Annotated in this window: 17 protein-coding genes and 1 pseudogene; 9 read left to right on the top strand and 9 right to left on the bottom strand. The window is 74.2% G+C overall.

Annotated elements, in window-relative coordinates:
- The first annotated feature begins 120 nt into the window (after nucleotides 1–120).
- Nucleotides 121–981 (top strand): TIGR02452 family protein, encoded by an 861-nt coding sequence (locus ACFY1T_RS18285; protein ID WP_390789048.1) that lies wholly within the window; start codon nucleotides 121–123, stop codon nucleotides 979–981.
- A 33-nt stretch (nucleotides 982–1,014) separates the two neighbouring features.
- Here ACFY1T_RS18285 and ACFY1T_RS18280 read toward each other — a convergent pair whose 3' ends face one another.
- Entirely contained in the window at nucleotides 1,015–1,479 is a 465-nt protein-coding gene (locus ACFY1T_RS18280) for a type II toxin-antitoxin system PemK/MazF family toxin (RefSeq protein ID WP_030862046.1), read from the bottom strand.
- A 41-nt stretch (nucleotides 1,480–1,520) separates the two neighbouring features.
- A complete protein-coding gene (locus tag ACFY1T_RS18275; protein WP_390789047.1) occupies nucleotides 1,521–2,183 on the bottom strand; it encodes an O-methyltransferase in 663 nt (220 codons plus the stop codon).
- A 190-nt stretch (nucleotides 2,184–2,373) separates the two neighbouring features.
- Here ACFY1T_RS18275 and ACFY1T_RS18270 point away from each other — a divergent pair, with 190 nt between their 5' ends.
- Nucleotides 2,374–2,931: a pyridoxamine 5'-phosphate oxidase family protein gene (locus ACFY1T_RS18270; protein WP_390789046.1), complete on the top strand. Its 558-nt coding sequence runs from the start codon at nucleotides 2,374–2,376 to the stop codon at nucleotides 2,929–2,931.
- 76 nt (nucleotides 2,932–3,007) lie between these two features.
- Here ACFY1T_RS18270 and ACFY1T_RS18265 read toward each other — a convergent pair whose 3' ends face one another.
- The 3 genes from ACFY1T_RS18265 to rox form a co-directional block, all read right to left on the bottom strand.
- Nucleotides 3,008–3,631 (bottom strand): histidine phosphatase family protein, encoded by a 624-nt coding sequence (locus ACFY1T_RS18265; RefSeq protein ID WP_390789045.1) that lies wholly within the window; start codon nucleotides 3,629–3,631, stop codon nucleotides 3,008–3,010.
- A gap of 128 nt (nucleotides 3,632–3,759) precedes the next feature.
- Nucleotides 3,760–5,805: a calcium-binding protein gene (locus ACFY1T_RS18260; protein WP_390789044.1), complete on the bottom strand. Its 2,046-nt coding sequence runs from the start codon at nucleotides 5,803–5,805 to the stop codon at nucleotides 3,760–3,762.
- A 214-nt stretch (nucleotides 5,806–6,019) separates the two neighbouring features.
- Nucleotides 6,020–7,498, bottom strand: coding sequence for a rifampin monooxygenase (rox, locus tag ACFY1T_RS18255; protein WP_390789043.1), 1,479 nt, complete (start codon nucleotides 7,496–7,498; stop codon nucleotides 6,020–6,022).
- Nucleotides 7,499–7,754: 256 nt separating this feature from the next.
- Here rox and ACFY1T_RS18250 point away from each other — a divergent pair, with 256 nt between their 5' ends.
- Both ACFY1T_RS18250 and ACFY1T_RS18245 read left to right on the top strand, forming a co-directional pair.
- Entirely contained in the window at nucleotides 7,755–8,420 is a 666-nt protein-coding gene (locus ACFY1T_RS18250; protein ID WP_390789042.1) for a DUF5701 family protein, read from the top strand.
- A 375-nt stretch (nucleotides 8,421–8,795) separates the two neighbouring features.
- Nucleotides 8,796–10,718, top strand: a complete 1,923-nt coding sequence (locus ACFY1T_RS18245; protein WP_390789041.1) for a hypothetical protein — start codon at nucleotides 8,796–8,798, stop codon at nucleotides 10,716–10,718.
- A 90-nt stretch (nucleotides 10,719–10,808) separates the two neighbouring features.
- Here ACFY1T_RS18245 and ACFY1T_RS18240 read toward each other — a convergent pair.
- From ACFY1T_RS18240 to ACFY1T_RS18230, 3 genes and pseudogenes are all read right to left on the bottom strand, one after another.
- Nucleotides 10,809–11,120: pseudogene (locus ACFY1T_RS18240) on the bottom strand (amidase family protein); the annotation flags it as partial.
- A 69-nt stretch (nucleotides 11,121–11,189) separates the two neighbouring features.
- On the bottom strand, nucleotides 11,190–11,924 hold the full coding sequence (locus ACFY1T_RS18235) for an alpha/beta fold hydrolase (RefSeq protein WP_390789040.1): 735 nt from the start codon (nucleotides 11,922–11,924) through the stop codon (nucleotides 11,190–11,192).
- A 120-nt stretch (nucleotides 11,925–12,044) separates the two neighbouring features.
- Nucleotides 12,045–13,322, bottom strand: a complete 1,278-nt coding sequence (locus tag ACFY1T_RS18230; RefSeq protein ID WP_390789039.1) for an MFS transporter — start codon at nucleotides 13,320–13,322, stop codon at nucleotides 12,045–12,047.
- Nucleotides 13,323–13,653: 331 nt separating this feature from the next.
- On the opposite strand from ACFY1T_RS18230, the gene ACFY1T_RS18225 reads away from it, so the two are divergent.
- The 5 genes from ACFY1T_RS18225 (at nucleotide 13,654) to ACFY1T_RS18205 (ending at nucleotide 19,867) form a co-directional block, all read left to right on the top strand.
- Nucleotides 13,654–14,667, top strand: coding sequence for a LacI family DNA-binding transcriptional regulator (locus ACFY1T_RS18225; protein WP_390789038.1), 1,014 nt, complete (start codon nucleotides 13,654–13,656; stop codon nucleotides 14,665–14,667).
- Nucleotides 14,668–14,938: 271 nt separating this feature from the next.
- Entirely contained in the window at nucleotides 14,939–16,156 is a 1,218-nt protein-coding gene (locus tag ACFY1T_RS18220) for a thiolase family protein (RefSeq protein ID WP_390789037.1), read from the top strand.
- A gap of 163 nt (nucleotides 16,157–16,319) precedes the next feature.
- Nucleotides 16,320–17,759 (top strand): aldehyde dehydrogenase family protein, encoded by a 1,440-nt coding sequence (locus ACFY1T_RS18215; RefSeq protein ID WP_390789036.1) that lies wholly within the window; start codon nucleotides 16,320–16,322, stop codon nucleotides 17,757–17,759.
- A 121-nt stretch (nucleotides 17,760–17,880) separates the two neighbouring features.
- A complete protein-coding gene (locus ACFY1T_RS18210) occupies nucleotides 17,881–18,270 on the top strand; it encodes a thioredoxin family protein (protein ID WP_390789035.1) in 390 nt (129 codons plus the stop codon).
- A 157-nt stretch (nucleotides 18,271–18,427) separates the two neighbouring features.
- Complete coding sequence (locus tag ACFY1T_RS18205) at nucleotides 18,428–19,867, top strand: dihydrolipoyl dehydrogenase family protein (protein ID WP_390789034.1); 1,440 nt, start codon at nucleotides 18,428–18,430, stop codon at nucleotides 19,865–19,867.
- On the opposite strand, the gene ACFY1T_RS18200 is transcribed toward ACFY1T_RS18205, so the two are convergent.
- A complete protein-coding gene (locus tag ACFY1T_RS18200; RefSeq protein ID WP_390789033.1) occupies nucleotides 19,839–20,159 on the bottom strand; it encodes a DUF2087 domain-containing protein in 321 nt (106 codons plus the stop codon). The genes ACFY1T_RS18205 and ACFY1T_RS18200 overlap by 29 nt on opposite strands.
- Nucleotides 20,160–20,174: the final 15 nt, after the last annotated feature.

Genomic DNA, 20,174 nt, shown 5'->3' with positions numbered 1-20,174 from the left:
TCCACGGGTGTGACCTGACCATGCCTACCTACCCGTCCTCGTCGGCCTGAAAAGGGGGGCGCGCGCCACCCGGCGGAAAATCTCTGGCCCCGGGTGGTTCCTGCTGCCGATGATGGCGTCGTGAGCAGCAGATTGCGCGAGATCGCGCGGGAGAACGCGACCATCGTGGCGGCCGGCGGATACCGGACGCGGTCGGGGCGGCACGTCTCCCTGGCCGCCGCCCTGGAGGAATCCAGGGCCGGAACCAGAATATATGGGCCAAACCAGGTGATTCCAGACGAGAAACTTCCCGTCGAGCGGTGTGAGACGGCCGTCGAGGTCACGGGGGAGAGCAGCACGGTCGCGGCCCGCAGGCTCGCCGGGGCCGGTCCGGGACCGGTCGGCGGGGCCTCGGTCGCCGTCCTGAACTTCGCCTCGGCCCGCAATCCCGGGGGCGGATACGTCCGCGGGGCCAAGGCGCAGGAGGAGGCGCTGTGCCGCGCCTCGGCCCTGTACGAGACCCTGCTGGAGGCCCCGGAGTACTACGAGGTCCACCGCGCGGGGCGCAGCACCTTCTACACCGACCGGGTGATTCACTCCCCCGGGGTGCCCGTCTTCCGCGACGACCGGGGCGAGCTGCTGGACACCCCCTTCCGGGCCGGCTTCCTGACCTCGCCGGCTCCCAACGCGGGCACCATCCGCCGCCAGGAGCCGGAGCGCGTCGCCGAGATCCCGGCGGTCCTGGCGCGGCGGGCGGAGCGCGTCCTGGAGACGGCGGCGCTGCACGGATATCCGCGGCTCGTGCTGGGTGCGTGGGGGTGCGGAGTGTTCCGGAACGACCCGGCGCAGGTCGCGGAGGCCTTCCGGGCCCTGCTGGCCGGGCGTTTCGCGGGGGTCTTCGAACGGGTGGCGTTCGGGGTGCTGGACCGCGACCCGGGGCCGCGGGAGGCGTTCGAACGGGCCTTCGAGGGCTTGCGGGGCCCAGGGGGCTCCGCCGCGTAGGGGCCGGGGCCCCCGCGCGAGGCGGGGAGCCCGCTACCGCCAGCCGTAACGCTCCCGCAGCCGGTCCACGACCAGCTGGAACCTGCCCCGGTCCAGGGCGCAGGCCTCACGCCGCATGCCGTCCTCGTGTACGCGCAGCACCCGGTCCACGTCCACCCAGGACTCCCGCCCGGCGCCGTCCCACGGCCCGGTCCCGATCGGCACCCACTCCCGGTCGTTGTCGTGCCGCTTGCTGGACAGCTGTACGGCGAGCAGCGTCCGCCCGCCCGCCTCCCGGGCGACGACCAGTACCGGCCGGTCCTTGCCGCGGCCGTCGTTCTCCTCGAACGGGACCCAGGTCCACACGATCTCGCCGGGGTCGGGGTCGCCGTCCTTGTCGGGCGCGTACTCGGTGCGCACGGGCCCGATGGCGTGCGGATCGGCCTCGGTGGTGGCGGTGGCCCCGCCGCGCCCGGGCTGCTCGATGGGGTCGGAGCTGTGGTGGGAAAGTGCCGTCATGCGGCTGAGGTTAGTGGTTCGGGCTGTCGCCGCGCTGCGGGTCAGTCGGTGACCAGGGCCATGACGAGGCCGTCGTACCCCTTGCCGCCGACGGTCTGGAGGGCCGTGGCGGTCAACCGCGGGTGCTCGGCGATGAGTTCGGTGAACCGGCGGACGCCCTGGACGCGGGGGTCGGTGCTGTCGGGGTCGACGACGGCGCCGTCGCGCACGACGTTGTCGCCGATGATGACGCTGCCGGGCCGGGTCAGTTTGAGGGCCCACTTCAGGTAGTCCGGGTTCGACGGCTTGTCGGCGTCGATGAAGACCAGGTCGAACGGGGCGAGGTCCGTGAGCCCGGGCAGCAGGTCGACGGCCCGGCCGCGCCGGATGTCGACGACGTCCGCCAGCCCGGCCCGCGCGATGTTCGCAGCGGCTACGTCGGCGCACCGCGGGTCGGCCTCGAGCGTGACCAGCCGCCCGCCGGCCGGCAGGGCCCGGGCCAGCCAGATGGTGCTGTAGCCGCCGAGGGTGCCGATCTCCAGGACGGTGCGCGCGCCGCGGATCCGGGCGAGGAGGTGCAGCAGCTTCCCCTGGTTGGGAGCCACCTGGTGCGCGGGCAGTCCCGCGGCCGCGGCGTCCGCGTTGGCGGCGAGCAGTGCATCGTCCTCCTCGACGAGCAGCCCGTCGAAGTAGTCGTCGACGGCCGTCCACGTCTGCTGCCCCATGAGCTCTCCCGATCCCTTCGCCGATCCGACAAGCGGGTCCCGAAACTGGTTGGTTCCCAAAAGGAACTTACATGAACGGCGGATCTTCCAACAGACCGCGGCCGCGATGGGGCACACGGGCGAATGCGGGCCCGGCGACGGTTTCCGCGCGGGCGGCCGGTCGTTACGGGGAGAGGAAGGGAGGTCCGCCATGCCGGCACAGGGACCCGCGCAGCACCCCACGACCGAACTCGACGCCCGCTACAGCTCCGCCCTCAACCCCCGCCCGGGCGCCGAGGACGTCACCGCCACCGACTGGGCGCAGGCCCGGCGGCAGTTGGACGCCGCCGAGATCTTCTGGGTGTCCACGGTGCGGGCCGACGGCCGACTGCACGTCACCCCCGTGATCGCCGCCTGGCACGACGGGGCGCTGTACTTCTCGACCGGCCCGGGCGAACAGAAGGCGAAGAACCTCGCCCACAACGGCCACTGCGCGCTGACGACCGGGGGGAACTCCCTCACCGAGGGGCTCGATCTCGTGGTCGAGGGCCCGGTGGAGCAGGTCGCCGATCCGGCGCTGCTGGAACAGGTGATCACGGCGTACGAGACGAAGTACGGCTCCCACATCACCTCCTCCGAGGGCACCTTCCACGGCATCGGGGACGCGCTCCGCAAGGGCGACGTGGTGCTCTTCGGCGTGCACCCGGCCACGGCCTACGGCTTCGGCCGCGCCGACGGGGTCTACACCCACACCCGCTGGACCTTCTGAGCGGTGCACCCGGCCGCAGCGGGCGTCGCCGGCGTCCCGTCGGGGCGGCGCCGCTCGGCGCCGCTCCCCGGCTCCCTCAGGCCCGGAGCTCGGGCGGGAAGCCGGTCCAGCGCAGCTCATCGGGGAGGTGCGCCATGTCGTTCGAGAAGAGCACGGAGGCGGGCCGGTCGGGCGAGTACCGGATGACGGTCAGCGCGGCGTGGGCCTGGTTGAGGCCGATCCAGCGCCAGTTCGGCGCGTCGAGGGCGGCCCGGACGAGCCAGCCGATGAGGAAGTTGTGGGTGACGATCAGCTCGTGACGGGGCCGGTCGCCGTCGACGGGCCGCGCGAAACGGGCCAGAGCCGCGCGGGCCAGCTCCGGACCCCCTTCGCGCTCCTCGGCCGAGAACTGCGACAGGTGGGCCAGCGTGGCGTCGGCCGAGACCGAGGGCAGTTCCTCCCTCCGCGGCATGTACGGGATGTAGTCCCCGGCCAGCTTCGATTCCTCCAGGGCCACGCCGTCGAGCCGGTCGTGGACCAGCCGCGCCGTCTGCGCCGCCCGGGGAAGCGGGCCGTGGTAGACGGCGGACAGCGGAGTGTGCGCAAGCCGCTCGCCCAGGAGGGCGGCTTGACGGCGCCCGTCCGCCGTGAGCTCGCTCTCGTCGGCCGTGGCCTCACCGTGCCGTGCGAGGTAGAGGTAGCGGGCGGCTGTTCCTGTCATGGGCGGGTCCCTCTCGGCGTTCGTGATCTTGCGGATGCGTGAAGGGACGCCGACGTCGGTCGTGCGGTTCCGACGGGGGAGAGCCGCCGCCACGGGGGTGGCGACGGCTCTCCGGGGCAGGGGGCGGGTCAGGGGCAGCTGATGCGGGTGTCGCCCGGGTCGGTGGTGCAGGTGTCCGTGCCGGGGCCGCCGTTGGCGGTGTCGTTGCCGAAGACGGAGTCCGTGGTCGTGAGGCGGTCGTTGCCCTGGTCGCCCGTCACGGTGTCGTTGCCCGGGCCGCCGGTCACGGTGTCGTTGCCGAAGCCGCCGTCGAGGTTGTCGTTGCCGTAACCGCCGTGGACGGTGTCGTTCCCGTAGCCCGCGCGGACGGTGTCGTTGCCGCCGAGGCCGCAGATCACGTCGGTGAAGTAGCCGCCGGTCAGGGTGTCTGCCCCGGTGGTGCCGATGATCGTGCAGCCGTGGGCGTTGTTCGCCGAAGTCGTCCTCGCGGACGTGTTGTCGGAGGTGACGGGGTCCGGCTGCGCCGCGCTGGCGACGGCCGTGTTCGTGACCGTACCGGTGGCCCGGGGCTCGCCGGTCACCGTGACCGTCGCGCTCGCGCCCGGTGCCAGGGAGCCGAGGGCGCAGCTGGCGCCCGTCGCCGTGGTCGTGCACGTACCCTGCGAGGCCGTGGCCGAGGTCAGGCCCACGCCGGCTCCGGAGAGCGTGTCCGAGAGGGCCACGCCGGTGGCGGTGGCGGTGGAGGCCGCGGAGTTGGAGACCGTCACCGTGTACGAGGCGCGGTCGCCGATGCTCACGGCGGCCGTACCGGTCTGCGTCACCGACAGGTTCGCGCTCGGCGGCGGGGGCGTCGTGCCGTCACCGCCCTGGTAGCGGGCGAGGGCGAAGGCGAAGCCCGCCCCGAAGCCCGCGGCGACGATCTTGCCGTCCGGCTGTACGAGCACCCCGCGGGCGTCGTCCCAGTCCTGGAAGCCGGTGACCACGAAGCCGTCGCCGCCGAAGCCGGTGTCCACCGTGCCGTTGGTGTTGAAGCGGGCCAGGCCGAAGTCGTTGGCCTCCTGGCTGTTCGGGTCGTCGGCCTGCCCCGCGATGACGATCTTGCCGTCCGGCTGGAGCGCCAGCGCGTTCGCGCCGCCGCCGTCGCCGGGGAAGTGGACCGAGGTGCGCCCGCCGGTGCCGAAGCCGCCGTCGGGGCTGCCGTCGGCGTTGTAGCGCAGCAGGGCGACGCCGACACCGCCGGATCCCGCGGCGACGATCTTGCCGTCCGGCTGCACCGCGACGGCGTTGCCGAACTCGGTGCCGCCGAAGTTCGCCGTCACCGTGCCGTCACCGCTGAACGTGGTGTCGAGGGTGCCGTTGGGCAGGTAGCGGGCCACGCCGATGTCGAAGTTGGTGTTGCCCACGTACCCGACCGAGACGATCTTGCCGTCCGGCTGGAGGGCCATGCGGCGGGCGATGCCGCCGGCGTCCTGGGGCGAGGCGGGCGTGAAGCCCGCGACGACCGCGCCGTCGCCGCCCAGGCTCGGGTCCAGGTTTCCGGCGGTGTCGAGTCGGACCAGGGCGAAGCCCCCGCCGCCGCCCTTGCCCGCAGCGATGATCTTGCCGTCGGGCTGGACCGCCACGTCGGCGCCGTCCGCTGACCCGCCGAACTCCTCGACCCGTACGAGCCCGCCGTCGCCGAAGCCGGTGTCCGGGCTGCCGTCCGTGTTGTAGCGGGCCACGGAGAAGAAGCAGCAGCCGCCGCCCTCCTCCGCGATCACCTCGGTGGTGCCCGCCACGACGATCTTCCCGTCCGAGGGCTGGATCGCCACCGCGTTGGCCGTGTCGGAGCCGCCGCCGAAGTCGCCGGTCACCGTACCGTCCCCGCCGAAGCCGGAGTCGAGGCCGCCGTCGGCGTTGTACCGGGCGAGCGCGAAGTCGCCCTCGCTCAGGCCCGCCACGACCAGCTTGCCGTCGGCCTGCCGCGCGATGTCGTGGCCTTCCGCGTACCCGGGGAACGGGGTGACCACCCGGCCGTCGGGCCCGAAGGAGGGGTCCAGGTCGCCGGGGGCGGCCAGCGCGGATCCGGGCAGTGCGAGGACGAGCGCCAGGCCGAGCGCGGCGGCCAGCACCCCGGTCGTCCCGCCGGGTCCGCGGCGCCGGCGCCGGGCCGGTCTCAGGTGTGTGTCGGTCATGGCGTACGAACCTCCGGCCTCGCGGGGTGCAGGGAGCAGCGCACAGCTTCGTACGGGAGCCCGCCCGCGCCCCGCGAGACGTGCCGTACCGCGCCCGCCCGGCCACGGGAACCACCCCGGCGGAGGAGCGCGCGGGGGTGATCGCGGGTCGGTCGCCCGCGGCTGCGTGCCGGGCCGCGTGCGGCCGCGTGCGGCCGCGTGCGGTGCCGCGTGCTCAGCCGGCGGCGGCGCCGAACCACTTGGGCAGGTGGCCGAGCAGATCCCGCTGGTCGTCGCCGACCCAGGCCACGTGGCCGTCCGGCCGCAGCAGCACGCCGGGTGCGTCCGGTTCCGTACCGGTGTCGACGACGTGGTCCACCCGGTCCGCCCAGCCCGCCACCGAGAGCCGGCCGGTCCGGTCGAGCAGCAGGCCGCGGCCGCCGTGCATCAGCTCGTAGAGGCGGCCGCGCCCCAGCGTCACGTCCCGCATCCGCCGGCCGAGCAGCTCGTGGCCCTTCCCGCCGGCGTCGCCTTCGCCCCCTGAGCCCCCTTCGCCCCCTTCGCCCCCGCCGAAGTCATACCGGACGGAGATCGCGGCGATCTTCTCGATCAGGTGCCGGTTCACCTCCTCGAAGGCCATGAGTTCCGCCAGCAGCCGGCGCACCGCCTGCGGGCCCGGCTCGCCCGACATCAGCTGCATCTGTGCGCGGGTGTTGTCCAGTACGGCGGCGGCCACCGGGTGGCGTTCGGCGTGGTAGCTGTCCAGCAGCCCCTCCGGCGCCCAGCCGGCCACCTCGGCGGCCAGCTTCCAGCCGAGGTTGAACGCGTCCTGGATGCCGAGGTTGAGCCCCTGCCCGCCGGTCGGCGGGTGGATGTGCGCCGCGTCTCCGGCCAGCAGCACGCGGTCGACCCGGTAGCGCTCCGCCAGCCGGGTGGCGTCGCCGAAGCGGGACAGCCAGTGCGGCGAGCGCGCGCCGAAGTCGGTGCCGGCGAAGGCGCACAGCTGCCGCTTGAACTCGTCGAGCGTCGGCGGCGTGGCACGGTCCTCGGCCACGCCCCCGGCGGGCACGACCACGCGGTAGACCCCGTCCCCCAGGGGCATGGCACCGAACCGCATCTGGGTCTTGCGGACTTCGGCCCCCACGGCGGCGATCGTCTCCGGGGCTTCGGTCAGCTCCATCACGCCCAGCAGCGTCTCGACCCTGGAGGGCTCGCCGGGGAAGCCGACCCCGAGCAGTCTGCGCACCGTACTGCGGCCGCCGTCGCAGCCGACGACGTAGCGGGCGCGCAGTCGCGTGGCGTCGGCCAGCTCGACGCTCACGCCGTCCCCGTCCTGGCTCAGCGCGACCAGCTCGCAGCCGCGCCGGATCTCGGCGCCGACCTCGGCCGCGCGCTCGGCCAGCAGCCGCTCGGTGATCTCCTGCGGGATGTGGAGGACGTACGAGTGCGCCGTGTCCAGCCCCTGCGGCCAGGAGGTGCCGAGGCCCGCGAAGAAGCCCCCGACCGTGAACTGCCGCCCGAGCGGCAGGAACCGCTCCAGCAGGCCGCGCTGGTCCATCACCTCGATGCTGCGTACGTGCAGACCCTGCGCGCGGGACTGCCGGGTGGGCTCCCTCTCCTTCTCCAGTACGAGCACCCGCACGCCGTGCAGCCGCAGCTCGCAGGCCAGCATCAGTCCGGTCGGCCCGCCGCCGACCACGATCACGTCCATCATGAGAACCCCAGGTACGTCGACAACGGCACATGTTCTGCGCGAATCGGTTGTTTCGGCAGGTTCTGGCCTCGGCCGACGATTGTGCGGCATGACGGGACCCTTGCCGCAAGCCCCCCGGTGCGCTATATGTTGAGAGTGGCAAGGAGTGCGTGACCTCCTTGCCTTTCCTTTTGTCCCGCCGGGAACCTTCCGGCGGGCCGTCTCGTTGCTCCGGGGTCCGCTGCTCTGAACCGCGAACCGCAGGAGTGCCGTGCTCGTGGCCGCATCCGAAACCGCGTCCCAGCCCTTCGTGCCCTCACTTCCGTCGCTCGCCGCCCAGGCCGAGCGCCTGATCGAGCTCGGCGTGCACCAACGCGCGGGAATTCCCGCCGATTCGGTGCGCGCGTTCGCCTCCGCCAAGGACGCGGGAACGGGCGGAGGCCTGCTCGCCGTCCATCCGGACCGCGTCCCCGCCTCCGCGCTCGCTCCGCTGCTCCGCCGTGACGGCAGGCCGGGCTTCGTCGTCACCGACATGGCCGATGTCGACGGCTTCGCCCCGCTCGACGGCATGGAGGTGCCCGACGCCCCGCTCTACGTGGTCACCGGTCTCGATCGCGGCGACCACATGTCCAACTGGAGCCCGGAGGAGGCACTTCCGGCCCTGACCGAGGACGCGCGCACTCCGCTGCTGCTCGGTGAGGGCATCCACTGGGTGCTCCAGCAGCCGGCGGCGCTGGAACGCAACCGCTGCTTCATGACCATCGGCTCCCGGCTGCGCAAGCCGAACGGCACCCTGGACGCCCGTACCCCGGCGATCTGGATCAGCAACGGCACGGGACGCGACGGGCGCGACCGGCGCAACGCCCCGAAGGTCGGCTGGTGCTGGTGGGGCAACCGCCACACCTGGCTGGGCTTCGCCTCCACGACGGGCCGCACCCTCTAGGGGGTGTCCGCAAACTCCCGCCTGCCCCGCGACGCCCGGCACGCGCTCTCGGCGCACCGGGCGAAATCCCGAGTACGTCCAGTACGAGGGCTTCCGCCCGGCACGCCGAGAGCACGCACCGGACGCCGCGGGACCGCCCTTCGGGCGGCCGGCGCTACTTTGCGGACACCCCCTAGGGCATGCCCTGGCTCCGCCCTGGCAATTCGGCGCGCCGCCCCCGATGAACACACGGCCCCCCACGCTCCGATGGCCGAGCCGCGAGACCCCAGGGGGCTCCGCGGTCGCGAATCCGCGCTCGGAAATGCGACCCCGTGGAGGGGGCCGTCGGGGCGTTGGTTACCGTCGGGGCGACTACCAGGCGGGGGAGACACGGACATGGACGAGCGGCTCGAGGCCGAGGGCGAGGTCGCGGTGGCGCGGCTCTCCATCGACAGCGGCGACCTGCGGCACGCGGCGGCGCATCTCGGCAACGCCCTGACCGCCGCCCCCCAACTCCCCGACGCCTACGAAGCCCTCGCCGAGCTCGCCGTGGCCGCGGGCGGTCCGGTCGCCGCGCTGGAGCTGTTCTCCGCGGACGAGCCCTACATCGGCACGGTCGCCTGCATCGCCCACCTCCATGCCGCCGCCGGCCACTGGGACTCCGCCCTCCCGGCACTCGCCTCCGTGATCGGTGCCGACCCCGAGCGTCCCTGGGCCGAGGCGGCCTGGCTGGCCGACCCCGATCTGCCCGGCCGGGTCCCGCCGGACGCCGTCACGCAGGCCGTCGCCGTACTCGTACGCACCCTGCCCGATCCGCTGCCGCCGCAGCTCCGCGAAGGCGTCGGCCCCTTCTACGCCCTGGTCCGGGCCTGCGTGGGCGCCCACCCCGGGCACTCGCTGCTGCACACCGTGGGCTCCACCCTGGCCCGCCGCTTCGGCGACTCGTCCGTGGCCGTCGCATGGGCCGAGCGCGCCCGCGACCTCGACCCCGGCCACTGGCAGGCCGTCGTCCTCGGCGGCGCGCTGCGCGCCGCCGGACGACGGGACGAGGCCCTGGCCGTGTGGGAGGCGGAGATCGCGCGCGACCCGTCCGACGTGGACCTGTACGTGGACGTCGCCGAACTCCACCGGGACTGCGGCCGCCCCGCCGAGGGCCTCGCCTGGCTCGACCGCGGCCTCGCCGTCGAACCGGACCACCCCAAGGCCCTGCCCGCGTCGTTCGCCCTGCGCCACGCAGCCGACGGCGGTACGAAGGACCTGCTGGACCTCTCCGACCACCTGCGCTCCCACCCCGAACACGGCTACGCCGCCGCCCTCCTGGCCGAGCTGTGCGAGGACCGGCCGTGGCTCGGTCACGTGCATCCCGCCTCCGAGGCGAGCGTCAACGTGCTGCACCAGATGCTGGCCAACCCCTCGTCCGCCCGCGATCACGAGATCGAGCTGCTCGGCTCCGCCCTGGAGGCGCCCAGCACACGGCTCGCCGTACGCATGGGCTTCCCGAACTCGAAGATCGACTACCAGGCGGTGGCCGAGCCCGACCCCCGGGTCCCGCAGTACCGGACCGAGACGCCCCTGTGGCTGTTCGAGGGCCCCGAGGGGCTCGACGCCCGTCCCGCCCTCGACCCGCCCTCCGCCCGGGCGGCGGAACTCGTACGCGACGTCGCCGAGCCGGCATGGCCCGCGCCGGTCGCCGCGTACGACCACGCCGTCCGCCTCTCCGGCCTGGACCCCGAGGACCTGCTGGCCGTATGCGTGCACCCGCCGCTTCCCCGGGAGGACGAACAGGGGGCGTACCTGCTGGGCCGGCAGCCCGAGATGTGGGTCCGTGCCGTACAGGCCTTCGCCTGCCTCGGGCTTGCGCACCACCGGGCGGACGAGCCCTGGGAGGACTCCCGCCGCCGGGCCCTCCTCCTCGACCTGCTCTTCGGACCCGAGGACTGGACCAACGAAGCAGCCGGCTTCGCACTCCTCGCCACGGCCTGGGCGGACCCGGACGCCCGCGAGGACGTCGGGGCACGGCTCGTCGACCGCATGATGGCGGTCGGCAAGGCCTGGCGGGAGCGCGACGCCACGAGCCTCGCCTCGCTGTGCCGCCTCGTACTCGCCTGCCCGTGGCTGGACGAGACCTTCCTAGGCCTGGCGGAGAAGATGCTGGAGGCGGCCGCGGAGTTCGACGCGCGGACCCCGCAGGACGAAGAGGAACGCCGCACCGGCATCACGGCCGAGCTCGAGGCCCGGGCGTCCGGCGGCGCCGCGGCGCCGCAGGGCGTCCCGGAGCCCCGATCCTTCCTGAAGCGGCTCTTCGGCCGCGCCCGCTGAGGCCGGAGCCGTCCACGAGGGCCGTCCACGAGGGCCGTCCACCAGCCGGCCGGAACCTCTGAGGGCGGCCGGTCGCCGCGCCCGCTCCGCTCAGCCCGCGGCCGGCCGGTGGGCCGTCCAGGGATCCGCCGCCTCCGCCTGCGCCGCCAGGGACAGGAGCAGGGGCTCCGAGTCGGCCGGGCCCAGGAGTTGGGCGCCCGGGGGCCCCGGTGGTGAAGCCGGCCGGGACGTTCACCCCCGGCCAGCCCAGGACGTTCCAGGTCCGGGCGTACGGGCAGGCCGCGATCATCGCCCGGTCCGTGGCCATCGCCCCCGGCCCCGCCAGGGCCCGGTCCGCAACGGGGGAGTGGCCGTCGTCGGGGTCAGGGCCACGTCGAACCGGCCGAAGACCTCCCCGACCCGCCCCACCAGCCCGCCGGAGACGTTCGAAGCCTTCGTGCCTGACGGCGTCACCGATGTCGGACCTCCCCGTTACCGCTCGGGAAGGTTATGGGGAAGGCCCTGGAGCGGTTGGATCCAGCCCTCCAGCGAGGCCATGAACCCGTCGAAGTCGTCCCGGTGGATGGTGTGTCCGGCGCCGGCCACGGCACGCACCTCGAAACCGCGCTCCACGAGCAGCGCGGCCCGCTCCGGGGAGACGAGGAAGCTCGGGTCGGCGAGCTGGACGAGCGAGGGGACCACCGGCGCCGCCGGCAGCAGGTCCGTGCCGAGCAGCGAGGTCAGGCTCAGCGCCGTCCCCTCGTCCCACAGGGCCAGGGTCTCCAGCTCGATGTCGACGTCCGCCTCCTCCCAGCGCGGGTTCATCGCCCGGATCTGCTCCTTGGGCGCGGACTTGAACTGCGCGAACGCCTCCGGCCCCATCCCCTCCACCGGGGCGGCCAGGTGCCAGGCCGGGTCGGAGTACACGGCCCGCCGGGGCCTGAGCCGGTCCACGGCCAGCGAGAGGGCCAGCCCGCCCAGCGAGTGCCCGATGGCGAGGTCGGCCCCGGCCGGCAGGGTCTCGACCAGGTCCCGCGCGAACAGTTCGGAGCCGTACTCGCCCCGCCCGCTGGCGCCGTGGCCGCGCAGGTCCACGGCGATGACGCGGTAGCCGCGCCCGGCGAGCGCCGGCCCCACGCGGCGCCAGGTCCGGTGGTCGGCCATCATGCCGTGGATCAGGAGCGCGACGCGGTCGCCCTCGCCCCAGGTGCGGGTGTGCAGTTGCACGGTGATGCCCTTCTCGGATGTCTCGGATGTCTCGGATGTGTCGGGTGTGTCGGACGCCTTGGAAATCGCGGGACTTGCGGAAATCGCGGATGCCGCGGGGTCTGCGGAAGTCCCGGAGGCTCAGCGGACGCTGCGGATCGGCTTCACCGCCAGTGCGCCCGCCACCGCCAGGAGCGCCGCGACGATGAACAGAGCGGTGTAGCCGCCGCTCAGCGAGACGATCACCGATGCGATGAACGGCGCGACGATCTGCGGCCCCGCGTTCGCGATGTTCAGCACGCCCATGTCGCGGGCCGCGTCCTCCGCCTTCGGGAGCACCATCGTCACGAGCGCCGTGTCCACCGCCATGTACGAGCCGAACGCGAGCCCGTTGACGGCCGCGAAGGCCAGCATCGCCGTCCAGCTGTCCGACACGGCCGGGATCACGAGCGCGACGGCGGACAGCAGCGCGGAGGCGCCGACGAAGAGCTTGCGGCGGTCGAGCCGGTCGGAGAGGTACCCGCCGAGGACCGTGGAGACGACCATCGCCACGCTGGTCAGCGGCATCAGCACCGCCACCGCCGCCTCCGGCTTCATGCCGTCGGGCAGCACGGTGTGGTCCTGGAGGATGTACAGCTGGTACCCGCTGACCGCGAAGTACCCGAGGACGAGCAGCGCCCGGCCGATGAAGGCCCAGCGGAAGTCGTGGTCGCGCAGGGCGCCGGTGAAGGCGGCCAGCTGCTCCCTTACCGGCAGTGGGGCGCGTGCCGGCAGCCGCTCCTCGCGGGTGCAGGCGCTGAACAGGACCGCGGCGCCCGCCACGATCGCGCCGAAGACGAGGTACCCGGTGCGGTAGTCCTCCGAGAACGCCGCGCCGATCAGGGCGCCGGCGGTGGAGCCGAAGGGCAGGCCGAGCCCGACGGCGGCGGAGGCCTTGCCGCGCGCGGACACCGGGACCCGGTCGGGGACCACGGAGGTGATGGCGGCCTGGTAGACGTTCATGACGGCCTGGCCGAGGCACCAGGCGATCGTGATCAGCAGGATGGTGTCGGCGGCGCCGAGCAGGAGCATCGCCGGTACGGCGGCGATCCCGCCGCCCAGGATCCAGGGATTGCGCCGTCCGCTGCGGTCGGACAGGGCGCCGGCGACCGGGTTGAAGATCGTGGCGAAGATCGCCGAGACCCCCGCGATCAGGCCGAAGTTGGCGACCTTGTCCGCCGGGTCGACGCCCTCGACCTGGAGGGCGAGCAGGACGCCGGCGACGCCGATGTAGAGGGAGTACATGGCGCTGTTCCCGACCAGCAGCAAGGGGAACAGCCCGCGTCCGGGAGCGCGGCGGGCTCCGGTGGCGTCGGGTGCGGCGGACGCGTCGTCGGGGGTGGCTCCGGTGGTGCCGGTGCCGGAGGGGGAAAGGGCCACGGTGCCCTCCTGGGCGGGTTCTTCGTACGGATGAGGCTGGGGTGGAGCCGAGGTGGGAGGTGTGGGAGGGGGCGTCGGGAGGTGTGGGGAAGCAGTGCACATCGGGGTACGGGGGGTGCGCGCCGCCCTGCCGTGACGGCGGGGGTGCGTCGGAACACGACAGGACGGCGGCACGGCGGGGACACGGTCGGACACGTGCTGCGCGGACCCGGGGAAGGGGATGTGACGCCCGGGTTACACGTGTCAATGAATCGTGTAACCACTGTGTAGCATCCGTTTCCGGCCATCCGCTAGCCCCCGGGTGCAATCGGTCTGGAAAGATGCCACGGCAATGTCACAGTCATCGAAACCGCCGCAGCCGGCCCCCGTGCCGACCAGCGCCGACGTGGCCCGTCTCGCCGGCGTGTCGCGCGCGACCGTCAGCTACGTCCTCAACAACGCGGAAGCCGTACGGATCAGCGAGCCGACCCGTCGCAAGGTCCGCCGGGCCGCCGAGGAGCTCGGGTACGTACCCCACGCCGCCGCCCGGAGTCTGCGCGCCGGGCACACCCGCATCGTGCTGCTGCCCACCTCGCACGTGCCGATCGGACCGCTCTACAGCGCCTTCCTGAACGAGCTCCAGTGGTCGCTGCGCCGCCTCGACTACACCGTGGTCCAGTACGGCAGCCTCGGCCTCACCGGCGACGAGGCGGCCCGCGCCTGGGCCGAGCTGCGGCCGGTCGCGGTGATCTCGCTCGGTGAGATCACCCTGTCCGCGCACAACGTGGCCACGCTGAAGCGGGCCGGGGCCCGCGCGGTGATAACGATGGGCCCGGTCGGGGTCCCGGGAGCCCACGCGCTGGTCCTGGACCAGAGCGAGGTCGGTGCCCGGGCCACCGCCCACCTCGTCGAGCGCGGGCACCGGCGGATCGGCGTGGTCGTACCGGAGGAGGAGGGGATGGAGCTCTTCTCCACCCCCCGGCTGGAGGGCGCCCGTTCGGTCGCGGGCGCGGAGATCGAACCGCTGCCGATGGCCTACTCGGAGGAGTCGGCCGCGGCGCTGGCGGCCCGCTGGCCCTCCCTCGGCCTGGACGCGGTGTTCGCGTACAACGACGAGTACGCGATGCTGCTGATGCGCGCCCTGCTGGACGAGGGGTTGCGGGTCCCCGAGGACGTCGCGGTCATCGGCGCGGACGACCTGCTCATCGGCAGGCTGCTGCGGCCCCGGCTGAGCACGGTGCAGATCGAGCTGCCGACCGGTGACCACCTGGCCGAGCTGGTGGACCGGGCGGTGCGCGAGCCGGGCGAGATCACGCGGCGGCACGACCTGATCTCCGCCGTGGCCGTCCGGCGGGAGTCGACCTGAAAGGAGCCGTGGCGCCTCGGCCGTGACACCTCGGCCGTGACACCTCGGCCGTGACACCTCGGCCGCGCCGCGCTTCGCCCGCCCGTGGCCGCGGCCCGGGACCGGCACCGTCCGAACGGCCGGTCGTTGGCCGGCAGGGGGCCGTTGACAGCCGGTGACCTGCGGACGGAGACTGCGGGCGCGCCCCACCGGGCGCGCCCGGCGCCGCACCGGGTGCCGACCCCGGCACCGTCCCGGCGCCGCCCGTACGGATCCGCCCAGGAGAGCCCCGATGAGCATCCGCACCGCCCGCGACGGACGTGCCGTCCGCGACGTCTACGTCGTCGACGCCGTCCGCACCCCGATCGGCAAGTTCGGCGGAGCCTACGCCGGGGTCCGCCCCGACGACCTCGCCGCGCACGTCGTCCGCGCGCTGGTGGACCGTACGCCCGACCTCGACCCCGCCCGCATCGACGACGTGGTCTTCGGCGACGCCAACGGCGCGGGCGAGGACAACCGGGACGTGGCCCGGATGGCCGTCCTGCTCGCGGGGCTCCCGGTGTCCGTCCCCGGGGTCACCGTCAACCGGCTCTGCGGTTCGGGCCTCGAAGCGGTGATCCAGGCCGCCCGGGCCATCGCGCTGGGCGACGCCTGCGTCGCCATCGCGGGCGGCGTGGAGTCGATGAGCCGCGCCCCCTGGGTGGTGCAGAAGCCCGAGCGCCCCTTCCCGGCCGGCCACCAGCAGATGTGGTCCACCACCCTCGGCTGGCGGATGACCAACCCGCGCATGCCCGCGGAGTGGACGGGCTCGCTCGGCGAGGGCGCCGAACTCATCGCGGAGAAGCACGGCATCACCCGCGAGGCCCAGGACCTCTTCGCCCTGGAGAGCCACCGCAAGGCCGCGGCCGCCTGGGCCGCCGGGCAGTACGGGGACGAGGTCGTCGCGTACCCCGGAGTGGACCTCGTACGCGACGAATGCATCCGGGAGGGCTCCACGCCCGAGTCGCTGGCCCGCCTGAAGCCCGCCTTCCGGACGGACGGCACGGGTACGGTCACGGCCGCCAACGCCTCCCCGCTCAACGACGGCGCCGCGGCGCTGCTGCTGACCGACGAGGAGGGGCTGGCCGCCACCGGCCGGGAGCCGCTCGCCCGGATCAGTGCCTCCGCGGTCACCGGCATCGAGCCGCAGCTCTTCGGCCTGGGTCCGGTCGACGCCGTGCGCAAGGCGCTCGCCAAGGCGGGCCGGAGCCTGGCCGATCTGACCACGCTCGAACTCAACGAGGCTTTCGCGGCCCAGGCGCTCGGCTGCGTCGCGGCCTGGCCGGAGCTGGACCCGGCCGTGCTCAACCCGCGCGGTGGCGCCATCGCGATCGGCCACCCGCTCGGCGCCTCCGGAGCCCGGCTGGCCGGTTCGGTGGCGCACCAGCTGGCCGCGGCCGGCTCCGGCACGGGCATGGCCACGCTGTGCATCGGGGTCGGGCAGGGCATCGCGCTCGTCCTGGAGCGCTGAGCCGGCGCCCCGAACTCCCGTACGCCGCACCGCCGTCGATCGTTTCCGGTCACTGCGGCGCGTCAACTGCCCAATAACTGAACAGATGTGGTGCCTCCGGTCTGGCACGATGGCGCGTGCTGCCGCCCCCCGCCCCGCCCATCCCCACCGGAGGCCCCGCGCCATGCCGCTCCTCGATCCGACGCTCTGGCAGGACGGACCGACCCTCACCGGGGGCACCGCCCCCGTCGTCGAACCCGCCACCGGCCTCACGCTGGCCACCCTCGCCCTGGCCGCGCCCGCCGATGTCGCCGAGTCCGCCCTGCGGGCCCGCGCCGCCCAGGAGGAGTGGGGGCGGGCCGGGCACATGGAGCGGGCCGCCGTCCTGCGCCGTGCCGCAGACCTGTTCACCGCCCATGCCGGGGAGCTGCGGGACTGGCTGGTGCGGGAGTCGGGCTCCATACCGGGCAAGGCCGACTTCGAGCTGCACGTCGCCGCCCAGGAGTGCTACGAGGCCGCCGCGCTGGCCTCGCGCCCGACCGGGCAGGTGCTCCCGAGCGAGGCGCCGCGGCTCTCCTTCACCCGCCGGGTCCCGGCCGGGGTGGTGGGCGTGGTGGCCCCGTTCAACGCGCCGCTGATCCTGTCGGTCCGCTCGGTCGCCCCGGCGCTCGCCCTCGGCAACGCGGTGCTGCTCAAGCCGGACCCGCGGACCGCCGTGAGCGGGGGCCTCGCGCTCGCCGCCGTCTTCGCGGCCGCCGGACTGCCGGACGGGCTGCTGCACGTGCTGCCCGGGGGCGCCGGGACCGGGGCGGCGGTGGTCGCCGATCCCCTGGTCCGGGTGGTGTCCTTCACCGGGTCCACGGCCGCCGGGCGGCTCGTCGGGGAGCTGGCGGGCCGCCATCTCAAGCGGGCGCACCTGGAGCTGGGCGGGAACTCGGCCCTCGTCGTGCTCAAGGACGCCGATGTCGAGGCCGCCGTGGCGCAGGCCTCCTGGGGCTCGTTCTTCCACCAGGGCCAGATCTGCATGACGGCCGGCCGGCACCTGGTCCACGCCTCGCTGTACGACGAGTACGTGGAGCGGCTCGCCGCGCGGGCCGAGGCGCTGGCGGTGGGGGACCCGTACCGCGAGCGGGTGCACCTGGGGCCGCTGATCGACCGCGGCCAGCTGGAGCGGGTGCACGCTCTGGTCGAGGCCAGCACGGAGCAGGGGGCCAAGCTCGTCGCCGGCGGCACGTACGAGGACCTCTTCTACCGGCCCACCGTGCTGGCGGGCGTCGCCGACGACACCCCCGCCTACGCGCAGGAGGTCTTCGGCCCGGTGGCGCCCGTACGCTCCTTCGCGACGGAGGAGGAGGCGGTGGCCCTGGCCGCCGCCGGCCCGTACGGCCTCTCCCTCGGGATCGTGACGCGCGACGCGGCCCGGGGGATGGACCTGGCCGAGCGGATTCCGACCGGGATCGCGCACGTCAACGACCAGACCGTGAACGACGAGGCCGTGGCCCCCTTCGGCGGGGTGGGCGCCTCCGGCACCGGGGCCCGGTTCGGCGGCGAGGCGAACCTGGACGCGTTCACGGAGCTGCGCTGGACGACGGTCCGCTCGACCCCGGCGGGGCACCCCTTCTGAGACGGCGCGTGCGCGCGGGCCGCGGACGTCCCGCGGCCCGCCCGCCGGCGCGCCGCGGCGGAATGCGCGGGGCGAGCCGATCGTTCAAGGTGCATACAAGGCAATCAGGAGGTCTGGAACCGTGGCTACTGTCGAGCTCACCAAGGAGAACTTCGACCGGACGGTCAGCGAGAACCCGTTCGTGCTGATCGATTTCTGGGCGGGCTGGTGCCGGCCCTGCCTCCAGTTCGCCCCGGTCTACGAGAAGGCCTCCGAGGCCAATCCGGACCTGGTGTTCGCCAAGGTGGACACGGAGGCGCAGCAGGAGCTGGCCGCCGCCTTCCAGATCACCTCGATCCCGACGCTGATGATCGTCCGGGACCAGGTGGCGATCTTCTCGCAGCCCGGCGCGCTGCCGGAGGCCGCGCTGACCGACCTGATCGGGCAGGCGCGGTCGCTGGACATGGAAGAGGTGCGGGCGAAGATCGCCGCGTCGCAGCAGGACGGCCAGGCGGGTACCGCGCAGGCCTGAGCCCGCAGCGTCGCCCCGGTGCCCCGGTGCCCCGGTGCCCCGGTGCCCCGGTGCCCCGGTGCCCCGGTGCCCCGCGGGCCGCGCCGCCGCGCGTCTGCGGCGCGCCCCACGGTCCGCACGTAAGGTGACAGGGAAACAAGAGCCCCTGGAACCACGGATGGTGACTGTGTCGGAAGCGGTGGAGTACGACGTCGTGGTGCTCGGCGCGGGACCGGCCGGCGAGAACATCGTGGACCGGACCCGCGCCGCCGGGCTGAGCACCGCCCTGGTGGAGGCCGAGCTCGTCGGCGGCGAGTGCTCGTACTGGGCCTGCGTCCCGAGCAAGGCGCTGCTGCGCCCCGCGCTGGCCAGGGCCGAAGCCCGCCGGGTGCCCGGGCTCGCGGGCTCCGCGGCGGGGCCGCTCGACGCGGCGGCCGTGTTCGCGCACCGCGACTACTGGACCTCCAGCTGGAAGGACGACGGCGCGGTCGACTGGGTCGAGTCGACCGGCGCCCACCTCTACCGGGGCCACGGCCGCCTCTACGGCGTCCGCAAGGTCGCCGTCACCAGCCCCGAGGGCGAGCACGTGGTGCTCGCCGCCCGGCACGCCGTCGTCGTCGCCACCGGCACCCGCGCCCTGGTCCCGGACGTGCCCGGGCTCGCCGGGGCGCGGCCGTGGACCAGCCGCGAGGCCACCTCCGCCGGGCAGGTGCCGGGCCGGCTGCTGATCGTGGGCGGCTCCGTGGTGGCCGTGGAGATGGCCACGGCCTGGCAGGCCCTCGGTTCCCGGGTCACCGTCCTCGTGCGCGGCTCCGGGCTGCTGCCGCGGATGGAGCCCTTCGCCGGGGAGCTGGTCGCCGAGGCGCTGCGCGAAGCCGGCGCGGTGGTCCGTACGGACGTCGCCGTCGAGGCGGTCGTACGGGACGGCTCGACCGGGCCGGTCCAGGTCGTACTGGAGGGCGGCGAGATCCTGGAGGGGGACGAGCTGCTGATGGCGACCGGCCGTACCCCGCACACGGAGGACATCGGGCTGGAGACCGTCGGGCTGACGCCCGGGGGCTGGATCCCGGTCGACGAGACCTGCCGGGTCGAGGGCCACGACTGGCTGTACGCGGTTGGCGACGTGAACCACCGTGCGCTGCTGACCCACCAGGGCAAGTACCAGGGCCGGATCGCCGGGGCCGCCATCGCCGCCCGCGCGTCGGGCGCCCCCGCGCTCGACACGGGCCGCTGGGGCGCGCACGCCGCGACCGCCGACACGCAGGCCCTGCCGCAGGCGGTGTTCACCGACCCGGAGGCGGCCGCGGTGGGCCTCACCCTCGCCGAGGCCGAGCGGGCGGGCCACCGGGTCCGCGCCGTCGACTACGACCTCGGCAAGGTCTCGGGCGCCGGCCTGTACGCCGACGGGTACCGGGGCCGGGCCCGGATGGTCGTCGACCTGGACCGGGAGGTGCTCCTCGGGGCCACCTTCGTCGGCCCGGGCGCGGCCGAGCTGCTGCACGCGGCGACGATCGCGGTCGCGGGGGAGGTGCCGATCGCGCGGCTGTGGCACGCGGTCCCGGCGTTCCCGACGATCAGCGAGGTCTGGCTCAGGCTGCTGGAGACGTACCGGGGATAGCGGACGCACCGGCTCCGGCGCGCTCCACGGCGTCGGCCCGCCGGTAGCTGCCGCCGTCCCGGGTGCGGGTCAGCAGGCCCGAGGTGACCAGGTGGCGCCGCAGCGCCGAGCAGTCCTCGTGCACCGTGCGCAGCGCGTCGTTCACCTCGGGCTCCGTGTACGTCCGGCCCTCCTCGAAGAGTGTCTCGGTGAGGTGGGCGAGCAGCTGCTCGCGGCGGGCGGCCCTGCGCGGGACGGCGATGAGCCGGCCGCCGGAGAAGAGGTCGGCTACGTGGCGCTCTTTCTGTGACATGACAGCGACCCTCTC

The sequence above is a fragment of the Streptomyces sp. NPDC001194 genome (assembly GCF_042896985.1).
Lineage (GTDB): Bacteria > Actinomycetota > Actinomycetes > Streptomycetales > Streptomycetaceae > Streptomyces.
The sequence above is the reverse complement of the archived record's forward strand: the minus strand, read 5'-3'. Positions and strand labels throughout refer to the sequence as shown.

Bases quoted from the DNA above. Each gene is read 5' to 3' on its own strand.
- ACFY1T_RS18280 (WP_030862046.1), bottom strand. From the start codon at position 1,479: ATGACGGCACTTTCCCACCACAGCTCCGACCCCATCGAGCAGCCCGGG.
- ACFY1T_RS18275 (WP_390789047.1), bottom strand. From the start codon at position 2,183: ATGGGGCAGCAGACGTGGACGGCCGTCGACGACTACTTCGACGGGCTG.
- ACFY1T_RS18270 (WP_390789046.1), top strand. From the start codon at position 2,374: ATGCCGGCACAGGGACCCGCGCAGCACCCCACGACCGAACTCGACGCC.
- ACFY1T_RS18265 (WP_390789045.1), bottom strand. From the start codon at position 3,631: ATGACAGGAACAGCCGCCCGCTACCTCTACCTCGCACGGCACGGTGAG.
- ACFY1T_RS18260 (WP_390789044.1), bottom strand. From the start codon at position 5,805: ATGACCGACACACACCTGAGACCGGCCCGGCGCCGGCGCCGCGGACCC.
- rox (WP_390789043.1), bottom strand. From the start codon at position 7,498: ATGATGGACGTGATCGTGGTCGGCGGCGGGCCGACCGGACTGATGCTG.
- ACFY1T_RS18245 (WP_390789041.1), top strand. From the start codon at position 8,796: ATGGACGAGCGGCTCGAGGCCGAGGGCGAGGTCGCGGTGGCGCGGCTC.
- ACFY1T_RS18225 (WP_390789038.1), top strand. From the start codon at position 13,654: ATGTCACAGTCATCGAAACCGCCGCAGCCGGCCCCCGTGCCGACCAGC.
- ACFY1T_RS18220 (WP_390789037.1), top strand. From the start codon at position 14,939: ATGAGCATCCGCACCGCCCGCGACGGACGTGCCGTCCGCGACGTCTAC.
- ACFY1T_RS18215 (WP_390789036.1), top strand. From the start codon at position 16,320: ATGCCGCTCCTCGATCCGACGCTCTGGCAGGACGGACCGACCCTCACC.
- ACFY1T_RS18205 (WP_390789034.1), top strand. From the start codon at position 18,428: ATGGTGACTGTGTCGGAAGCGGTGGAGTACGACGTCGTGGTGCTCGGC.
- ACFY1T_RS18200 (WP_390789033.1), bottom strand. From the start codon at position 20,159: ATGTCACAGAAAGAGCGCCACGTAGCCGACCTCTTCTCCGGCGGCCGG.